Annotated in this window: 13 protein-coding genes and 1 pseudogene; 11 read left to right on the top strand and 3 right to left on the bottom strand. The window is 33.9% G+C overall.

All coding sequences use genetic code 11. The annotated features are described in order from the left end of the window. Positions 1 to 350 precede the first annotated feature (350 nt). The 5 genes from AZF08_RS00070 to AZF08_RS00050 are packed head-to-tail and all read left to right on the top strand — an operon-like array spanning position 351 to position 5,044. Positions 351 to 1,319 (top strand): iron-hydroxamate ABC transporter substrate-binding protein, encoded by a 969-nt coding sequence (locus AZF08_RS00070; protein WP_033678554.1) that lies wholly within the window; start codon positions 351 to 353, stop codon positions 1,317 to 1,319. A 27-nt stretch (positions 1,320 to 1,346) separates the two neighbouring features. After that, positions 1,347 to 2,354 carry a FecCD family ABC transporter permease gene (locus tag AZF08_RS00065; RefSeq protein WP_033678557.1) on the top strand — a complete coding sequence of 336 codons (1,008 nt, stop codon included), beginning with the start codon at positions 1,347 to 1,349 and terminating at the stop codon, positions 2,352 to 2,354. Beyond that, positions 2,347 to 3,369, top strand: coding sequence for a FecCD family ABC transporter permease (locus AZF08_RS00060; protein WP_033678560.1), 1,023 nt, complete (start codon positions 2,347 to 2,349; stop codon positions 3,367 to 3,369). The genes AZF08_RS00065 and AZF08_RS00060 overlap by 8 nt, the downstream gene beginning before the upstream one ends. A 15-nt stretch (positions 3,370 to 3,384) precedes the next feature. Next, positions 3,385 to 4,203, top strand: coding sequence for an ABC transporter ATP-binding protein (locus tag AZF08_RS00055; protein WP_033678561.1), 819 nt, complete (start codon positions 3,385 to 3,387; stop codon positions 4,201 to 4,203). A 19-nt stretch (positions 4,204 to 4,222) separates the two neighbouring features. Next, positions 4,223 to 5,044: an alpha/beta hydrolase gene (locus AZF08_RS00050; protein ID WP_033678563.1), complete on the top strand. Its 822-nt coding sequence runs from the start codon at positions 4,223 to 4,225 to the stop codon at positions 5,042 to 5,044. Positions 5,045 to 5,147: 103 nt separating this feature from the next. Here the strand turns inward: AZF08_RS00050 and AZF08_RS00045 are convergent, their stop codons facing one another. Continuing rightward, a complete protein-coding gene (locus tag AZF08_RS00045) occupies positions 5,148 to 5,837 on the bottom strand; it encodes a class I SAM-dependent methyltransferase (protein ID WP_033678584.1) in 690 nt (229 codons plus the stop codon). Positions 5,838 to 5,974: 137 nt separating this feature from the next. Here AZF08_RS00045 and AZF08_RS00040 point away from each other — a divergent pair, with 137 nt between their 5' ends. Both AZF08_RS00040 and AZF08_RS00035 read left to right on the top strand, forming a co-directional pair. After that, the gene (locus AZF08_RS00040) at positions 5,975 to 7,036 is read left to right on the top strand and encodes a helix-turn-helix transcriptional regulator (RefSeq protein WP_407639445.1); all 1,062 of its coding nucleotides are present in this window, start codon (positions 5,975 to 5,977) and stop codon (positions 7,034 to 7,036) included. Between the two features lie 226 nt (positions 7,037 to 7,262). After that, on the top strand, positions 7,263 to 7,568 hold the full coding sequence (locus tag AZF08_RS00035; protein ID WP_033678566.1) for a metal-sensing transcriptional repressor: 306 nt from the start codon (positions 7,263 to 7,265) through the stop codon (positions 7,566 to 7,568). Positions 7,569 to 7,930: 362 nt separating this feature from the next. Here AZF08_RS00035 and AZF08_RS00030 read toward each other — a convergent pair whose 3' ends face one another. Beyond that, positions 7,931 to 8,203 (bottom strand): HU family DNA-binding protein, encoded by a 273-nt coding sequence (locus tag AZF08_RS00030; protein WP_003199316.1) that lies wholly within the window; start codon positions 8,201 to 8,203, stop codon positions 7,931 to 7,933. A gap of 95 nt (positions 8,204 to 8,298) precedes the next feature. Next, entirely contained in the window at positions 8,299 to 9,114 is an 816-nt protein-coding gene (locus tag AZF08_RS00025) for a formate/nitrite transporter family protein (protein WP_033678568.1), read from the bottom strand. Between the two features lie 323 nt (positions 9,115 to 9,437). Here AZF08_RS00025 and AZF08_RS00020 point away from each other — a divergent pair, with 323 nt between their 5' ends. The 4 genes and pseudogenes from AZF08_RS00020 to AZF08_RS00005 all read left to right on the top strand — a co-directional run. Continuing rightward, entirely contained in the window at positions 9,438 to 9,650 is a 213-nt protein-coding gene (locus AZF08_RS00020) for a hypothetical protein (RefSeq protein WP_033678571.1), read from the top strand. A 325-nt stretch (positions 9,651 to 9,975) separates the two neighbouring features. Beyond that, on the top strand, positions 9,976 to 11,373 hold the full coding sequence (locus AZF08_RS00015) for an amino acid permease (RefSeq protein WP_033678574.1): 1,398 nt from the start codon (positions 9,976 to 9,978) through the stop codon (positions 11,371 to 11,373). Between the two features lie 177 nt (positions 11,374 to 11,550). Continuing rightward, positions 11,551 to 12,738, top strand: coding sequence for a macrolide family glycosyltransferase (locus AZF08_RS00010; RefSeq protein WP_033678577.1), 1,188 nt, complete (start codon positions 11,551 to 11,553; stop codon positions 12,736 to 12,738). A gap of 425 nt (positions 12,739 to 13,163) precedes the next feature. Beyond that, positions 13,164 to 13,436, top strand: a pseudogene (locus tag AZF08_RS00005) (DUF7852 domain-containing protein); the annotation flags it as partial.

The raw sequence follows: 13,436 nt of genomic DNA, 5'->3' as shown, positions 1-13,436 counted from the left end.
TATGAATGTAAGAGCAAGATTACAAAGATGAAAAAATCAAATTGTTGATGCGAAAATTAATAGTGAAGTAATGGGATTAGATCATTGTCCGGTTGAATAGCATATAAAATTTTTGTATTTGTTTTGTTAAAATTTTTCAAATCATTCTTGAAATAATTCAATTGTAAAGATATAATTAGTAACGATAATCATTATCACCAAATGAGAGTAGCAGATAATTGGGTATTAGGGGAAGTGAAGTGAATGGGCTTTAATTTCAAATAAATGTATTGTAAGGGGATACATAAAAAGTTTAGTTCAATAAACTACTATATTTAAAGATTGTAAATTGGAGAGGAGAATTTATAGATATGAATAAGAAGTTATTTACACTAGGGATGGTTACAGTATTAAGCGTAGGTCTTGCAGCATGTAACAGTGCAGATAAAAGTTCAGGAGAACAAAAACAAGAATCGAAAGCAACTGAAACGAAAAAAGATGAGAAACAAAAGATTACATACTTAGGTAAAGAATATACAGTTCCTGCAAAAGTATCAAAAATTGTAACTGCTAGTTTAGAGTCAATGGAAGATGCAGCGGTACTTGGTATTAAACCAGTGGGAGCAATTACTGTAGGTGGAAAATTACCAGCGTACATTGCGAAAGATTTAGAAGGTGCGAAATCTATTGGTGAGAAAATGCAACCGAATTTTGAAACATTACTTCAATTAAAACCAGATGTAATTACATCTAGTTCGAAATTCCCACCAGAAACCGGCGAAAAATTTACGAAGGTAGCTCCAACTTTCCCAGTGTCACATATTTCAACAAATTGGGAAGATAATTTAAAGCTAATGGGAGAATTATCTGGTAAAAAAGATAAAGCAGAAAAAATTATTAAGGATTATAAGGCGGATGCTGCAAAAGCAAAAGAAAAAATTGCAGATAAATTAAAAGATAAAAAGGTTCTTGTAGTAAGACTAAGAGCTGGTAGCTTAAACCTTTATCCAGAAGGTGTATATTTCAACCCTGTTATTTATAAAGATTTAGGATTAACTGTTCCAGAACAAATTAAATCTGTAAAAGCACAAGAAGCGATCTCTTTAGAAAAATTCGCTGAAATCAATCCAGACTATATCTTCCTGCAATTTGAAGAAAGCGAAAATAAAGATAAGCCAAAAGCATTAGAAGAATTAGAGAGTAATCCGATTTGGCAAAGTATTACAGCTGTAAAAGACAAAAAAGTATTTGTAAATTCGGTTGATCCAATGGCACAAGGTGGTACTGCTTGGAGTAAAACAGCTTTCTTAAAAGAAGCAGTGAAAAACTTATCTAAATAATTAAATATGTAAGGTGCGTTGAATGATATGCGGAAAATAAATTCAGTACCAATGATAATTTTATGTTTAGCACCCATATTTATTTTACTTACGATTATGCTATCTATTTTATATGGGGCAAAAAACATTGATTTTGAAACAGCTTGGAATGCACTGTTCCATTTCGATTCAGGGAATGTAAATCATAATATTATTATTACTTCTCGTTTACCAAGGGTAGTTGGGGCTCTATTAGTAGGAGCATTTCTAGCCATATCAGGAGCACTTATGCAGGGGATGACAAGAAACTATCTTGCATCCCCTTCTATTATGGGTGTGACAGATGGCTCAGCATTTGTAATTACAATTTGTATGATATTTCTGCCAGGAATGTCTTCAGTAGGTATGATTTTATGTTCTATGCTTGGCTCAGCATTAGGGGCCGGAATTGTGTTTGGTTTTGGTTCATTGCTGCGAAATGGATTGTCACCAGTTCGGCTGGCGATTATAGGAACTGTTATAGGTACATTTTTAAGCAGTATTTCTGCTGCAATGGCTTCCTATTTTCAAGTTTCTCAAAATATTAGTTTTTGGTATAACGCGAAATTACATCAAGTGGATCCGAATATACTGAAGTTAGCCATTCCTTTTGGTTTAGTGGGTGTTATTCTGGCGCTGCTTATCTCAAAATCTATTACGATTCTTTCGTTAGGAGAAGAGGTTTCTATTAATTTAGGACAACGCACAAAGCTTGTAAAAGCTACTGCAATTATAGCTGTTGTATTTTTAACAGGTACCGCGGTTGCATTAGTTGGAAAAATTGGTTTTGTCGGACTAATTATTCCTCATATTACTCGTTTTTTAATTGGGGTAGATTATAAATGGATTGTACCGTGTGCTGGTGTAATTGGCGGAGTTTTTCTAGCTTTGTGTGATGTACTAAGTAGATTTGTAAATTATCCATTTGAAACACCAATAGGGGTCGTTACGTCATTAATTGGAATTCCTTTCTTCCTTTACTTAATTAGAACAAGAGGAGGAGAGAAGCATGCTTAGAGGCTCACTGCAGCGTTATGTAATGACAATGAGCATTATCATATTTTTAATTTTGAGTACAATTTATATTAGTTTAACGAATGGTACGTTTGATATTACGATTACAGATGTATTCAGAACGATATTTCGAATTGATCCTGTACCTGAGCATGATTTAGTTATATTTGATTTTAGGCTTCCTAGAATAGTAATTGCAGGATTAGTAGGATTAGGTCTTGGAATTGCAGGTGCTGTTCTTCAAGGAGTTACACGAAATGGTTTAGCAGACCCAGGTATTTTAGGAGTTAATGCAGGAGCAGGAACTGCAATTGTTATCTTTATGTTTTTCTTCCAAGAACAAATAAAAAGCACAGATTGGATTTCAATCATGATGATGCCATTGTTTGGATTAGTCGGCGGTCTAGGTGCTGCTATATTAATTTATATGTTTTCTTGGCGAAATGGAAAATTAGATTCGCAACGTCTTTTGCTAACAGGGATTGCGATAGGTTCAGGCTTTGGAGCGCTTTCTATGTATGTATCATTGAAAATAAAAGCAACTGACTTTGAAATGGCCGCTGTTTGGGTTTCGGGAAGTATATATAATGCAAACTGGAAATATATTATTGCTATGTTGCCGTGGCTCATTATCTTAATTCCAATTATCAAAAGAAAAGCGTATTTGCTTGACTTATTTCAATTGGAAGAGACGAGTATCACAAGTTTAGGAGTTTCGGTAGAAAGAGAAAAGTCTATTTTATTATTAAGTAGTATTGGATTAGTGAGTGCTTGTGTTTCAGTTTCAGGAAGCATTGGATTTATTGGTCTAATGGCGCCGCATATTGCGAAACGTCTAGTCGGTATTCAGCATAAGCATGTAATTCCTGTATGCGGAGCAATTGGAATGCTACTTGTGATTGCTTCGGATTTTATAGCGAAAACAATTTTTACACCTGCGGAGTTGCCAGTTGGAATTGTAATTTCAATTATTGGTGTACCATATTTCTTATATTTGCTATACAAAGCAAAGGCGTAAAAGGAGTGATAGGAAGTGAGTGTTCTAAGTGCAAAGGATTTAGAAACAAGCTACGAAAAATTCACGGTATTTCGTGATTTGAATGTAGAGATACAAGAAGGTAAAGTAACGACGATTATTGGACCGAATGGATGCGGGAAATCTACATTATTAAAAACAATGGGACGGATTTTAAAGCAAAAAAGTGGAAAAGTGTATTTGCAAGGACAAGATTTAAATACGATTTCTACAAAACAAATCGCAAAGCAGCTAGCTCTACTTCCGCAAAATCCAATTGCTCCAGGGGAACTGAAGGTAGAAGAATTAATTTCTTACGGGCGATATCCACACCGTAATAATGTAAATAAAATATCATCTAAAGATAAAGAAATCATTGAATGGGCGATGGATATTACAAAAACCTCTGCTTTTCGCAAACGACAAATTGCAAATTTATCAGGTGGACAAAGACAGAAAGTATGGTTAGCTATGGCTTTAGCACAAGAAACGGAAGTTTTATTATTAGATGAGCCAACTACATATCTTGATATGTCCCATCAATTAGAAGTACTGCAAATTGTTGAACGATTAAACAGAGATCATAACTGTACGGTTGTTATGGTTTTACATGATATTAATCATGCGGCACGATTCTCAGATGAGATTATCGCAATGAAAGAAGGGGAAATCGTTACAACTGGAAGACCGGTAGAGATTATTACAAATGAAGTATTAAAAAGTGTATTTCATATTGATGCACGAGTTATGATAGATCCATATAATGGAGCCCCTGTATGTTTTGGTTATGATAGTGTATTCCAAGAAGAAAAAACTGAAATATATGTAACTAGTTAAAAAGATAAGAGGGGATTAGATGAATAGTAGTATTGAAAAACAAGATATCACCATATCTGGTGCAGAGCAATGGAAGATGTATTCAAAAACAGGGAATCGTGAATATCAAATTTATATTTCGAAGCCAAAGCAACCCGCTCCAAGCTCTGGATATCCCGTTATATATGTATTAGATGGAAATGCATTTTTTCAAACGTTTCAAGAGGCTATTAAGATTCAATCAGTAAGAGCAGAAAAAACAGGAGTTGCACCATCTATTATTGTTGGAATTGGTTATCCAATAGAAGGGGCCTTTGCAGCTTCTGAAAGATGTTACGATTTTACTCCTACTTCACCTTCAGTGGATGCACCACCAACACCTAATGGGAAACCGTGGCCTAAGTCAGGAGGAGCGAATGAATTTTTAACATTTATTCAAGACGAATTGAAGCCACAAATTGAAAAGAATTTTAAGGTTGACAAAGAAAGACAAACAATATTTGGACATTCACTTGGTGGACTGTTTGCCTTACATGTATTGTTTACAAATATAAATGCCTTTCAAAATTATTTTATAAGCAGTCCATCTATTTGGTGGAATAACCAGTCTGTTCTTGAAAAAGAAGTAGGTTTTATAAATGAGTTCGGTAAAGCTAATACTGAGATCGGAGTTTTTCTTACAGTGGGATCACTAGAACGAGAACATATGGTTCTAGATACAAACGCATTATCAGAGCGTTTACTTAATTTGCAACATAATAAATTCCGATTTGAATTTTATGAGGCTGAGGGAGAGAATCATGCATCTGTAGTACCAACAGCTTTAAGTAAGGCACTGAGATTTGTAAGCAAGTTATCCTAATTATTATATTTGGATCGGGAAGTTACATGTAATATTCCAGTTCGTACATATAAAAAGGTAAGCATCTGCTTACCTTTTTTATATATGCAGTGGTATTCTTTTATCATTGTTTCACTGCTACATATCCATCGGTTAAGAAACCGGTGAAAAAGCGAGTTATATGAATAAATCCACATTCCTCCATTGTAGAAATTAAATCCTTTTCAGAAATAGGGTGTATTTGTGTTCCGAAAGAAGTTTCAAATCGATTCCAATCTTCTATTGGAATGTTATTTTGTAACATATGATGTCGCCAAGCATTCATTTGAGTTATGAATGTGTTTGTATTTGGTACGGCGTTTATCAAGGATAGAAAGAATGGGGCACCTGGCTTTAGATGTTTATTAATCTCCCTAAGAACTTCTTTTTTCTGCGTAAGCTCTGGAATGAAGTGAAGAACGAGCATACATGTGGCAGCATCAAAAACTTCTGTTTCTAATATTGAATGTACCGTTCCTTTTATAAGGGAAATCTTGTTTTGTAGTTTTTCCCTTTCGATTCTTTTCTGTGCAAGTTGTAACATCGAATCAGATGGATCAATACCGGTAAAACGTAACATGTCGTTTTGTTTTCCAAGCGTAATAATTTCTTGACCACCACCAGCACCAATAATTAATAAATGTGGAGATGCTTCTTTTGGGAGAAGCATCGTAGTGAGAAACTGATTTAACATTTCATAAAGGGTGAAGTATCCTGGGATTTTTAATGGAATTTCTTGTTCATATGTGTCTACTTTGAAATCATTCCAATTCATCTTTTGATTCGATTGTTTCATTCTTTTATGCCTCCTATGTTTTCGACTGAATATTTACTATCACAAACTGTTTGCTTTATATTTTCATTATTTAGTAAGAAGGATGGTGAAACAACCCCATAAATCTGGGAATATCTATGAAAAAAATACAAGAAAAAGTAACGAAAGAAATTGTATTGTTAACAAGGAAAATAGATGATATAAGTCAGTTTCGAGAAACGCTTCTAACAAAAATACGTAAGGTTATCTTTTTTGATGCAGCATGTTTTACTACAATTGATTCCAATACTTTCTTATCAACGGGAGCATATACGGATGAAAGGATTGAAAAAATTCACCCTGAGTTGTTTATGAATGAATTTTTGGAAAAAGATTATAACAAGTTTAAAAATTTGGCACAAATTCCTCCCTATATAGCTTCTTTAAATGGTGTAACAAATAATGACCGGATGAAAAGCTCTCGATATTGTAATATTTTAATCCCTGCTGGTTTTGGAGATGAAATAAGAGCTGTATTTGTTAGTAAGGGAAAATGCTTTGGGCATCTTAGTTTATTTCGCGATAATGCAAATCCTTTATTTACTAATGAAGAATGTGCATACCTTTCCACTATTATTCCTTTAGTAGGTGATGCTTTACGTAGATCAGCTTTTATAATCCCCTCAGCTGAAAGAATCGAACCAATGGAAACAGGTACATTACTATTAAATACAAGTTTTGAATTGATGTATGCAAATCAAAGTGGAAAGGACTGGTTGCTACTTTTAAGAAAATGGGAGAAATTAAATCAAATAGATTTACCAAGGCCAATACGAGCGGTTTGTTCACGAGTAAAAGCAAATCAAGGTGATAAAGAGGAAAAAGTATGTATGTGTATGCCAAGTGGACAATTTCTAGTTATTCGTGCAAGTGAAATGAAAAGTTACAATGATTTATCTAATTGTTATACAGTTTTACTAGAAATGGCAAGACCCCAAGAGGTTTTCACTCTCGTTGCAGAATCCTATGACCTTTCGTTAAGAGAAAAGCAAGTGATAGATGGGGTGTTGAGAGGGCTTTCAACGAAAGAACTGGCTAGTCAACTACATATTTCTATATATACTGTTCAAGATCACTTGAAATCTATTTTTACAAAGGTGAGAGTAAGTAGTAGAAGTGAACTTGTGTGGGAAGTATTCTCTAGGTTTAGTATAGGCTAGAATGATTTGAGATAAAGTGAATCACCCGTTAGTGGTAGGGATTATTACTCGTTAATGCGGGTTAGATGAGAAGGGTACTTTGTAGTGGATTTTAATATAGAGTATATCTGTGTGTTTATTTCATGTTATACTCCGATTAGGTATTATTATATATGGATAAAATTTGAATAGCGTTAGTATGGATATCTATTTGTTCATGTGACAGAAACTTTAAGAAGGTGATAAAATGAATCATAATGAAAATGAAACGGTTACTACACATAGATCTGATAAAGAAAAAGAACAAATTATGAATAGGTTAAAGAGAATTGAAGGACAAGTTCGTGGTATTCAAAATATGGTTGAAAATGATCGCTATTGTGTTGATATTTTAGTGCAAATTTCTGCTATTAATGCAGCGATGAAAAAAGTTGGAATGGGTATACTTAAAAATCATACAAATCATTGTGTTTCTAGTGCTATTAAAGATGGTAATGGTGATGAAGCAATTGATGAGTTAATGAAAGTGTTTGAGAGATTCTCAAAAGCGTAATGGAACAAGCTAGTATTTTATCTAGCTTGTTTTTTATTTGTGGACTAAAATAATAAATACAACTGGAGGAGTTTAGATGGAACAGTTTTTTGTCCGTTGTTATCCTTTTATGCATAGTGCTGTTTTTAAACTTAATTTTAGTGAATGTACCTGGCAATGTTGTTTATCCGTGGGTTGTTCCAATGTTATTCAGTCCGCATGAAGGGGTGGAAAGGACTTTTATCAATTATCCAATTGGTATCGTAAGTTTGACGTGTCTTTTTATAATCGGGTTAATTTTATCAATTAGAGAGTATGAACGAAGATTATAATTATTTAAACATAAAAAACAGCCTTCTCATAAGCGAGAAGGCTGTTTTTTATTATTTTACTGCTTCTTTTAATTCTTTACCAGCTTTAAATGCAGGTACTTTTGAAGCTGCGATTTGCATTTCTTCGCCTGTTTGTGGGTTACGGCCTGTACGAGCAGCTCTTTCACGAACTTCAAATGTACCGAATCCGATAAGTTGTACTTTTTCACCAGCAGCTAAAGTGTTTGTAATAGACTCTACTACAGATTGTACAACTACAGTAGCTTCTTTTTGAGAAATTTCAGCTGTTTGTGCTACATTTTTAATTAATTCTGTTTTATTCATATCTTCACCTCATATGTAATGCTATTTAAGTTGTTATTATAACGTATAAAAGTGCAGAGAACAAGTGTACTATAACTTTTCTGTTAAATTCTTTGTTAAGCAGTTACAGATTTTTTCTTTAATTCAGCTGTTTCACTTTTTGCAGGTACTTGTTTGTTATAAGCCAAGAAATAAGGTAAAGCTACGAATATCATACCACCGACCAAGTTTCCAAAGAAAACAACGATGAAATTTGGGAAGTATTCTATCCAAGTTAAATGGCCTGCAAAGATTGCAGCTGGAATCACAAACATGTTGGCTACGACGTGCTGAAATCCAATGGCAACAAAGGTCATGACAGGAAACCAGATACCGAGTATCTTCCCACTAAATTCTTTGCTACCCATACTAAGCCAAACGGCTAAGCAAACGAGCCAGTTACATCCAATAGCAGATACAAATGCTTGCACAGGTGTATCATGTAGTTTTGCTTGTGCAATGGATACAGTTTTTGCTAAGAATTGTCCTTCTGTTAATCCCACGACATGGCCGAAGAAATAAGCAACGAATACAGCTCCAATAAAATTACTAATCGTAATAATGGATAAGTTTTTAACTACTTTAGAAAAAGTAATCTTCTTTTGAAACCAGGCCATTGATACGGTCATCATATTACCGGTCACTAGTTCACCACCAGCAAGGATAACTAGTATAAGGCCAATTGGGAAAACTGCAGCCCCTAGAAAACTAATAAATGATCCCCAAGATTTTGGCATTGTACCAATGACATGAATATCAAGTAAATACCCTAACGCGATGAAAGCGCCGCCAAAAAAACCAAGGATTAACATAGGGAGTAATGGTAAAAATGCTTTCTTTTGGCCGGAACTGGCGGCTAAATTAGTAATTTCTTGTGGTGTATAAATAGACATAAACAAACCCCTCCGATAGTTTAGAAATATTAATTTAATTAGATGAATATTTTATTGAATAAACATATTATAAAAATATGTTATAAAATTTGTATAAAATTGTCAATTTTTATTGGCGTAAGGTTAAAAAAATTCTAAACAAAATAATGTGATGAATCTGCTAAATTTACTAGTATGATGGGAAGTTTTTTTATCATAAATTAATTGAATATTCCGTAAATTATATAGAAATAAATTATATGTAAAAGTCGGAGGATATGGTAACAAAATACAAGAATTTGTTATATGCAATACAAAAAATATATATTTTAGGAGGATGTAAAATGGAAAAAATGATGATGACTGGTACAATGAACATGATGATGAGTATGGAAAAAATGATGTGTGAAATGAAATGTATGAAAATGATGATGGATAACATGATGGAAGCGGAAATGAACATGAATAAAGAGATGGTAAATAAAATGGAAGAGTGTGATGGCATGATGTCATCTACAATGTCTGTGATGAAAGCAATGAAAGAGAAATGTTGTTAATAGTTTGTTGTTAAAAAGGGAGAGAGGAGCTGGCATATTGTCAGCTTTTTTTTTGTATCTAAAGGTCCTTATCTAGTTAAAAGTTATTTTTAATCCCGCATTAACGGGCAGAGTGAAGAAAAATGATTAGATGAATATGTTAGTAGTTAAAGAAAGCATGTTGTAAGTTGTGAAAAGATGGTTTCTACTTATGTAGAACATAATATTTTTAATTGTAATTTTCAGAATATTTTAATGTATTTAAGTTAATTTAATTTATTAAACCAAAATTACATACACGATAACTCTTAAGTAAATTTAAAAATGAAATATAGGAGGGGATGGAATGAATAAAAAGCTCAAGCAGGATTTACAGATACGCCATATTACAATGATTTCAATAGGTGGGGTTATTGGAGCTGGTTTGTTTGTTGGTAGTGGTGCAGTTGTTCATTCTGCGGGGCCAGGATCTATCATTTCATATGCACTGGCTGGAATACTTGTTGTCTTTGTAATGAGAATGCTAGGGGAAATGGCAGCAACGAATCCAACAAGTGGTTCTTTTGCTACATATGCACGTGAGGCAATTGGCCCTTGGGCTGGATATACAATTGGTTGGTTATATTGGTTCTTTTGGGTAATTGTTATTGCGATAGAAGCGACTGCAGGTGCGGGGATTATTCAATATTGGATTCCTCAAATTCCGCTTTGGTTATTAAGTCTAATGTTAACCGTTCTATTGACTCTAACAAATGTATTTTCAGTAAAATCATTTGGAGAATTTGAATATTGGTTTTCCTTTATTAAAGTGGTAAGCATTGTACTATTCCTTTGCCTTGGCTTAGCTGTTATTTTAGGATTGGTTCCAGGAACATCAGCGCCAGGTTTTTCTAATTTAATTGGACAAGGAGGATTTATTCCACATGGTATAAGCTCTGTTCTGCTCGGTATTACAGTTGTCATATTTTCATTTATGGGATCTGAAATTGTTGCGGTAGCGGCGGGAGAATCCGCAGAGCCTGTAAAAGCTGTAAAAACAGCAACTAATAGTGTGATTTGGCGTATACTAGTATTTTTCATAGGTTCTATTGTAGTGGTAGTTACTCTTCTTCCATGGAATTCAGCTAATATACTAAAAAGTCCATTTGTAGCGGTACTTGAACATATCGGTATACCGGCCGCAGCTCAGATTATGAATTTTATCGTATTAACAGCGGTACTCTCTTGTTTGAACTCAGGTCTATATACAAATTCAAGAATGCTCTTTTCAATGGCGGAGAGAGGAGATGCTCCAAAGGTATTTTTAAAATTAAATAGTAGCGGTGTACCAGTGCGTGCGGTATTGTTTGGGACATTTTTTGCTTATATTGGTGTTGTGTTCAGCTATATTTCCCCAGATAAAGTTTTTCTATTTTTAGTGAATGCATCAGGAGGAATTGCGTTGTTAGTCTATCTTGTAATTGCTCTTTCCCATTTGCGGATGCGTAAGAAAATGGGAAAAGAGGATCAAAAAGTATTGAAGGTGAAAATGTGGTTGTTTCCGTATTTAACATATATCACAATTGCTGGAATAACAGCGGTATTAATTGCAATGTTTGTCATTGATTCATTACGTTCACAGGCTGTTTTGACTACGCTTGTTACAGTTCTTATTATAGCTTCCTATTTTATTTTCAATAGAAACAGAACGATTACAGTTGCCAGTCATCAAAATAGAGACGAGCCATCGGTTCATCTTAAATAATATTATATAAAGAAAAGTAAAAAATGCTTTCTTAAGGAAATGAGTAACGGTGATACGTCTTTCTTAAGAGGGCATTTTTATTTCTCCAGTTCAGTGATCTTTATAAGATTTATAATAGAAGACGAGGATATAACTCAAAAAAGAGTATGTAAACTATAAATCAGGAGGCGGATTTATATGGCGAATATTTTAATGATAAACTTTCCAGCAGAAGGACATGTCAATCCTACTGTAGGTGTTGCAAAAGCTTTCGTAGATAGAGGGGACAGTGTGTATTATATTACAACTGAAAACTTTCGGGAAAGATTAGAAAATGTAGGAGTACATGTACGTGTGCATCCTAATGTCTTAGAAGCTAAAAAGAATTACATAACAAATTTTCATGAGTTTTTGAAGATTCATATGAGAATATCATTGTATATACTTGAAATTGTAAGAGAACTTTCTCAAGATGTCACATTTGATGTGGTGTATTACGATACGTTTGGAGCGGGAAAACTTGTTCGTGATTATTTAGGTATACCTGGTATCTCGTCCTCTTCTACTTTTGTATTTCCAAATGATTTTTTTGAGAAATCATCCTTACATGGACAATCTGAATGGAATGTCTCTCCTGATGAAGAGATGAAAGGATTATTATATCAAATGCAAGAAATATTTGGTGTATCGCCAGAAAATGAATTACAGTTTATGAGGAATGATGGGGAGCTGAACATCGTATACACAAGCCGCTATTTTCAGCCGAACAGTGACATTTATGATGAAAAGGAATATGTTTTTGTAGGACCAGTTCTTGTTGAACGTCAACAAAACCAAGATTTTCCGTTATTGCAACTGAAAAATGAAAAGGTCCTTTATATATCGTTGGGGACAGTTCTACAAAATATGGAGGAGTTTTTTAATATTTGTATCGAAGCTTTTGCTGATTTTGATGGTAAAGTTGTAATCGCGGTTGGAAAGGAAATTGATTTTAATAAGTTGAGTCCAGCTCCGGATCAGTTTATTATACGTTCATACGTGCCACAATTAGAGATTTTACAGCAAGCGGATGTTTTTATTACTCATGGCGGGATGAATAGTGTTAGCGAAGCCATCTTTTACAATGTTCCATTAGTCGTATTACCGCATGATAAAGACCAGCCAACTATAGCGCAACGATTAGAAGAATTGGGAGCGGGGTATTCATTGACACTTAAACATGTAGATGCTCATAAACTAAAAGAAGCTGTTTCAGTAGTGCTTTCAAAAGATATGTATAGAGAAGGAATTCGGAAGATCAACGAAAGTTTCCAACAATCTGGTGGAGTAGAGAAAGTGATTCAAGCAATTGATCTGTTTATAGAAACCAAAATACACCAACGCTAAAGTAATAAAATTACTGATGTTATCTTTGTAATATGTTTTTATTATGAAAAGAGCGTGGAAATTCACTTTTGTTATATCAAACTATTTTTAAGCACTGTTAAAAACAGCTATCCCACTTATATAAATGGGATAGCTGTTTTTTCGACAAAATTAATAGGCTTATAGTTAGAAGGTATATAAGGAAGGATATTTAGCATTCTTTTTAGGTGTATATGTGAGCATCAAACTCGTTTCTAAAATAGTAGGTAAGTATTCACGAAGGCTTCTATCATATATGTAAGAGTAACTAGTAGAAAGGGAATTTATTTTTATAAATAATAAAAATGACTATTATACAAACCTATGCACCTTCAGAAAAAATACATAAGTTATAGCATATGAGTTTTTAAAACTCTAAATTTATTAGAAAGAGGAGAGATATTAATATGAGTGAACAATGTCCAATTAACGTGCCATGTCAAGTTCCAGCACAAACTCAAATTCCACTTAATGATCAAGAAGCAGAGCAATTGTTGTTAGACAAAGTGCACGGGTGAAAATTCCAGTTGTTTTAGCAGAGAGAACAATTCAAATTGTTGTAGAAGCAAATATAGACCTTGACCCTGCAGCAGTAGAAATTAAACGTGTGTTAAAGGATGTATTTTTAACACAATGTAAACTTGTACCAGTTGCGTTCGAGCCAGTTAATGACACACAAT

This window comes from Bacillus gaemokensis (assembly GCF_001590835.1).
GTDB lineage: Bacteria > Bacillota > Bacilli > Bacillales > Bacillaceae_G > Bacillus_A > Bacillus_A gaemokensis.
Note: the sequence above shows the minus strand (reverse complement) of the source record. Positions and strands in the feature narration are given on the sequence as shown.

Excerpts from the sequence above, each read along its gene's own strand:
- AZF08_RS00070 (WP_033678554.1), top strand. The coding sequence starts at position 351 with ATGAATAAGAAGTTATTTACACTAGGGATGGTTACAGTATTAAGCGTA.
- AZF08_RS00065 (WP_033678557.1), top strand. The coding sequence starts at position 1,347 with ATGCGGAAAATAAATTCAGTACCAATGATAATTTTATGTTTAGCACCC.
- AZF08_RS00060 (WP_033678560.1), top strand. The coding sequence starts at position 2,347 with ATGCTTAGAGGCTCACTGCAGCGTTATGTAATGACAATGAGCATTATC.
- AZF08_RS00050 (WP_033678563.1), top strand. The coding sequence starts at position 4,223 with ATGAATAGTAGTATTGAAAAACAAGATATCACCATATCTGGTGCAGAG.
- AZF08_RS00045 (WP_033678584.1), bottom strand. The coding sequence starts at position 5,837 with ATGAATTGGAATGATTTCAAAGTAGACACATATGAACAAGAAATTCCA.
- AZF08_RS00040 (WP_407639445.1), top strand. The coding sequence starts at position 5,975 with ATGAAAAAAATACAAGAAAAAGTAACGAAAGAAATTGTATTGTTAACA.
- AZF08_RS00035 (WP_033678566.1), top strand. The coding sequence starts at position 7,263 with ATGAATCATAATGAAAATGAAACGGTTACTACACATAGATCTGATAAA.
- AZF08_RS00030 (WP_003199316.1), bottom strand. The coding sequence starts at position 8,203 with ATGAATAAAACAGAATTAATTAAAAATGTAGCACAAACAGCTGAAATT.
- AZF08_RS00025 (WP_033678568.1), bottom strand. The coding sequence starts at position 9,114 with ATGTCTATTTATACACCACAAGAAATTACTAATTTAGCCGCCAGTTCC.
- AZF08_RS00020 (WP_033678571.1), top strand. The coding sequence starts at position 9,438 with ATGGAAAAAATGATGATGACTGGTACAATGAACATGATGATGAGTATG.
- AZF08_RS00015 (WP_033678574.1), top strand. The coding sequence starts at position 9,976 with ATGAATAAAAAGCTCAAGCAGGATTTACAGATACGCCATATTACAATG.
- AZF08_RS00010 (WP_033678577.1), top strand. The coding sequence starts at position 11,551 with ATGGCGAATATTTTAATGATAAACTTTCCAGCAGAAGGACATGTCAAT.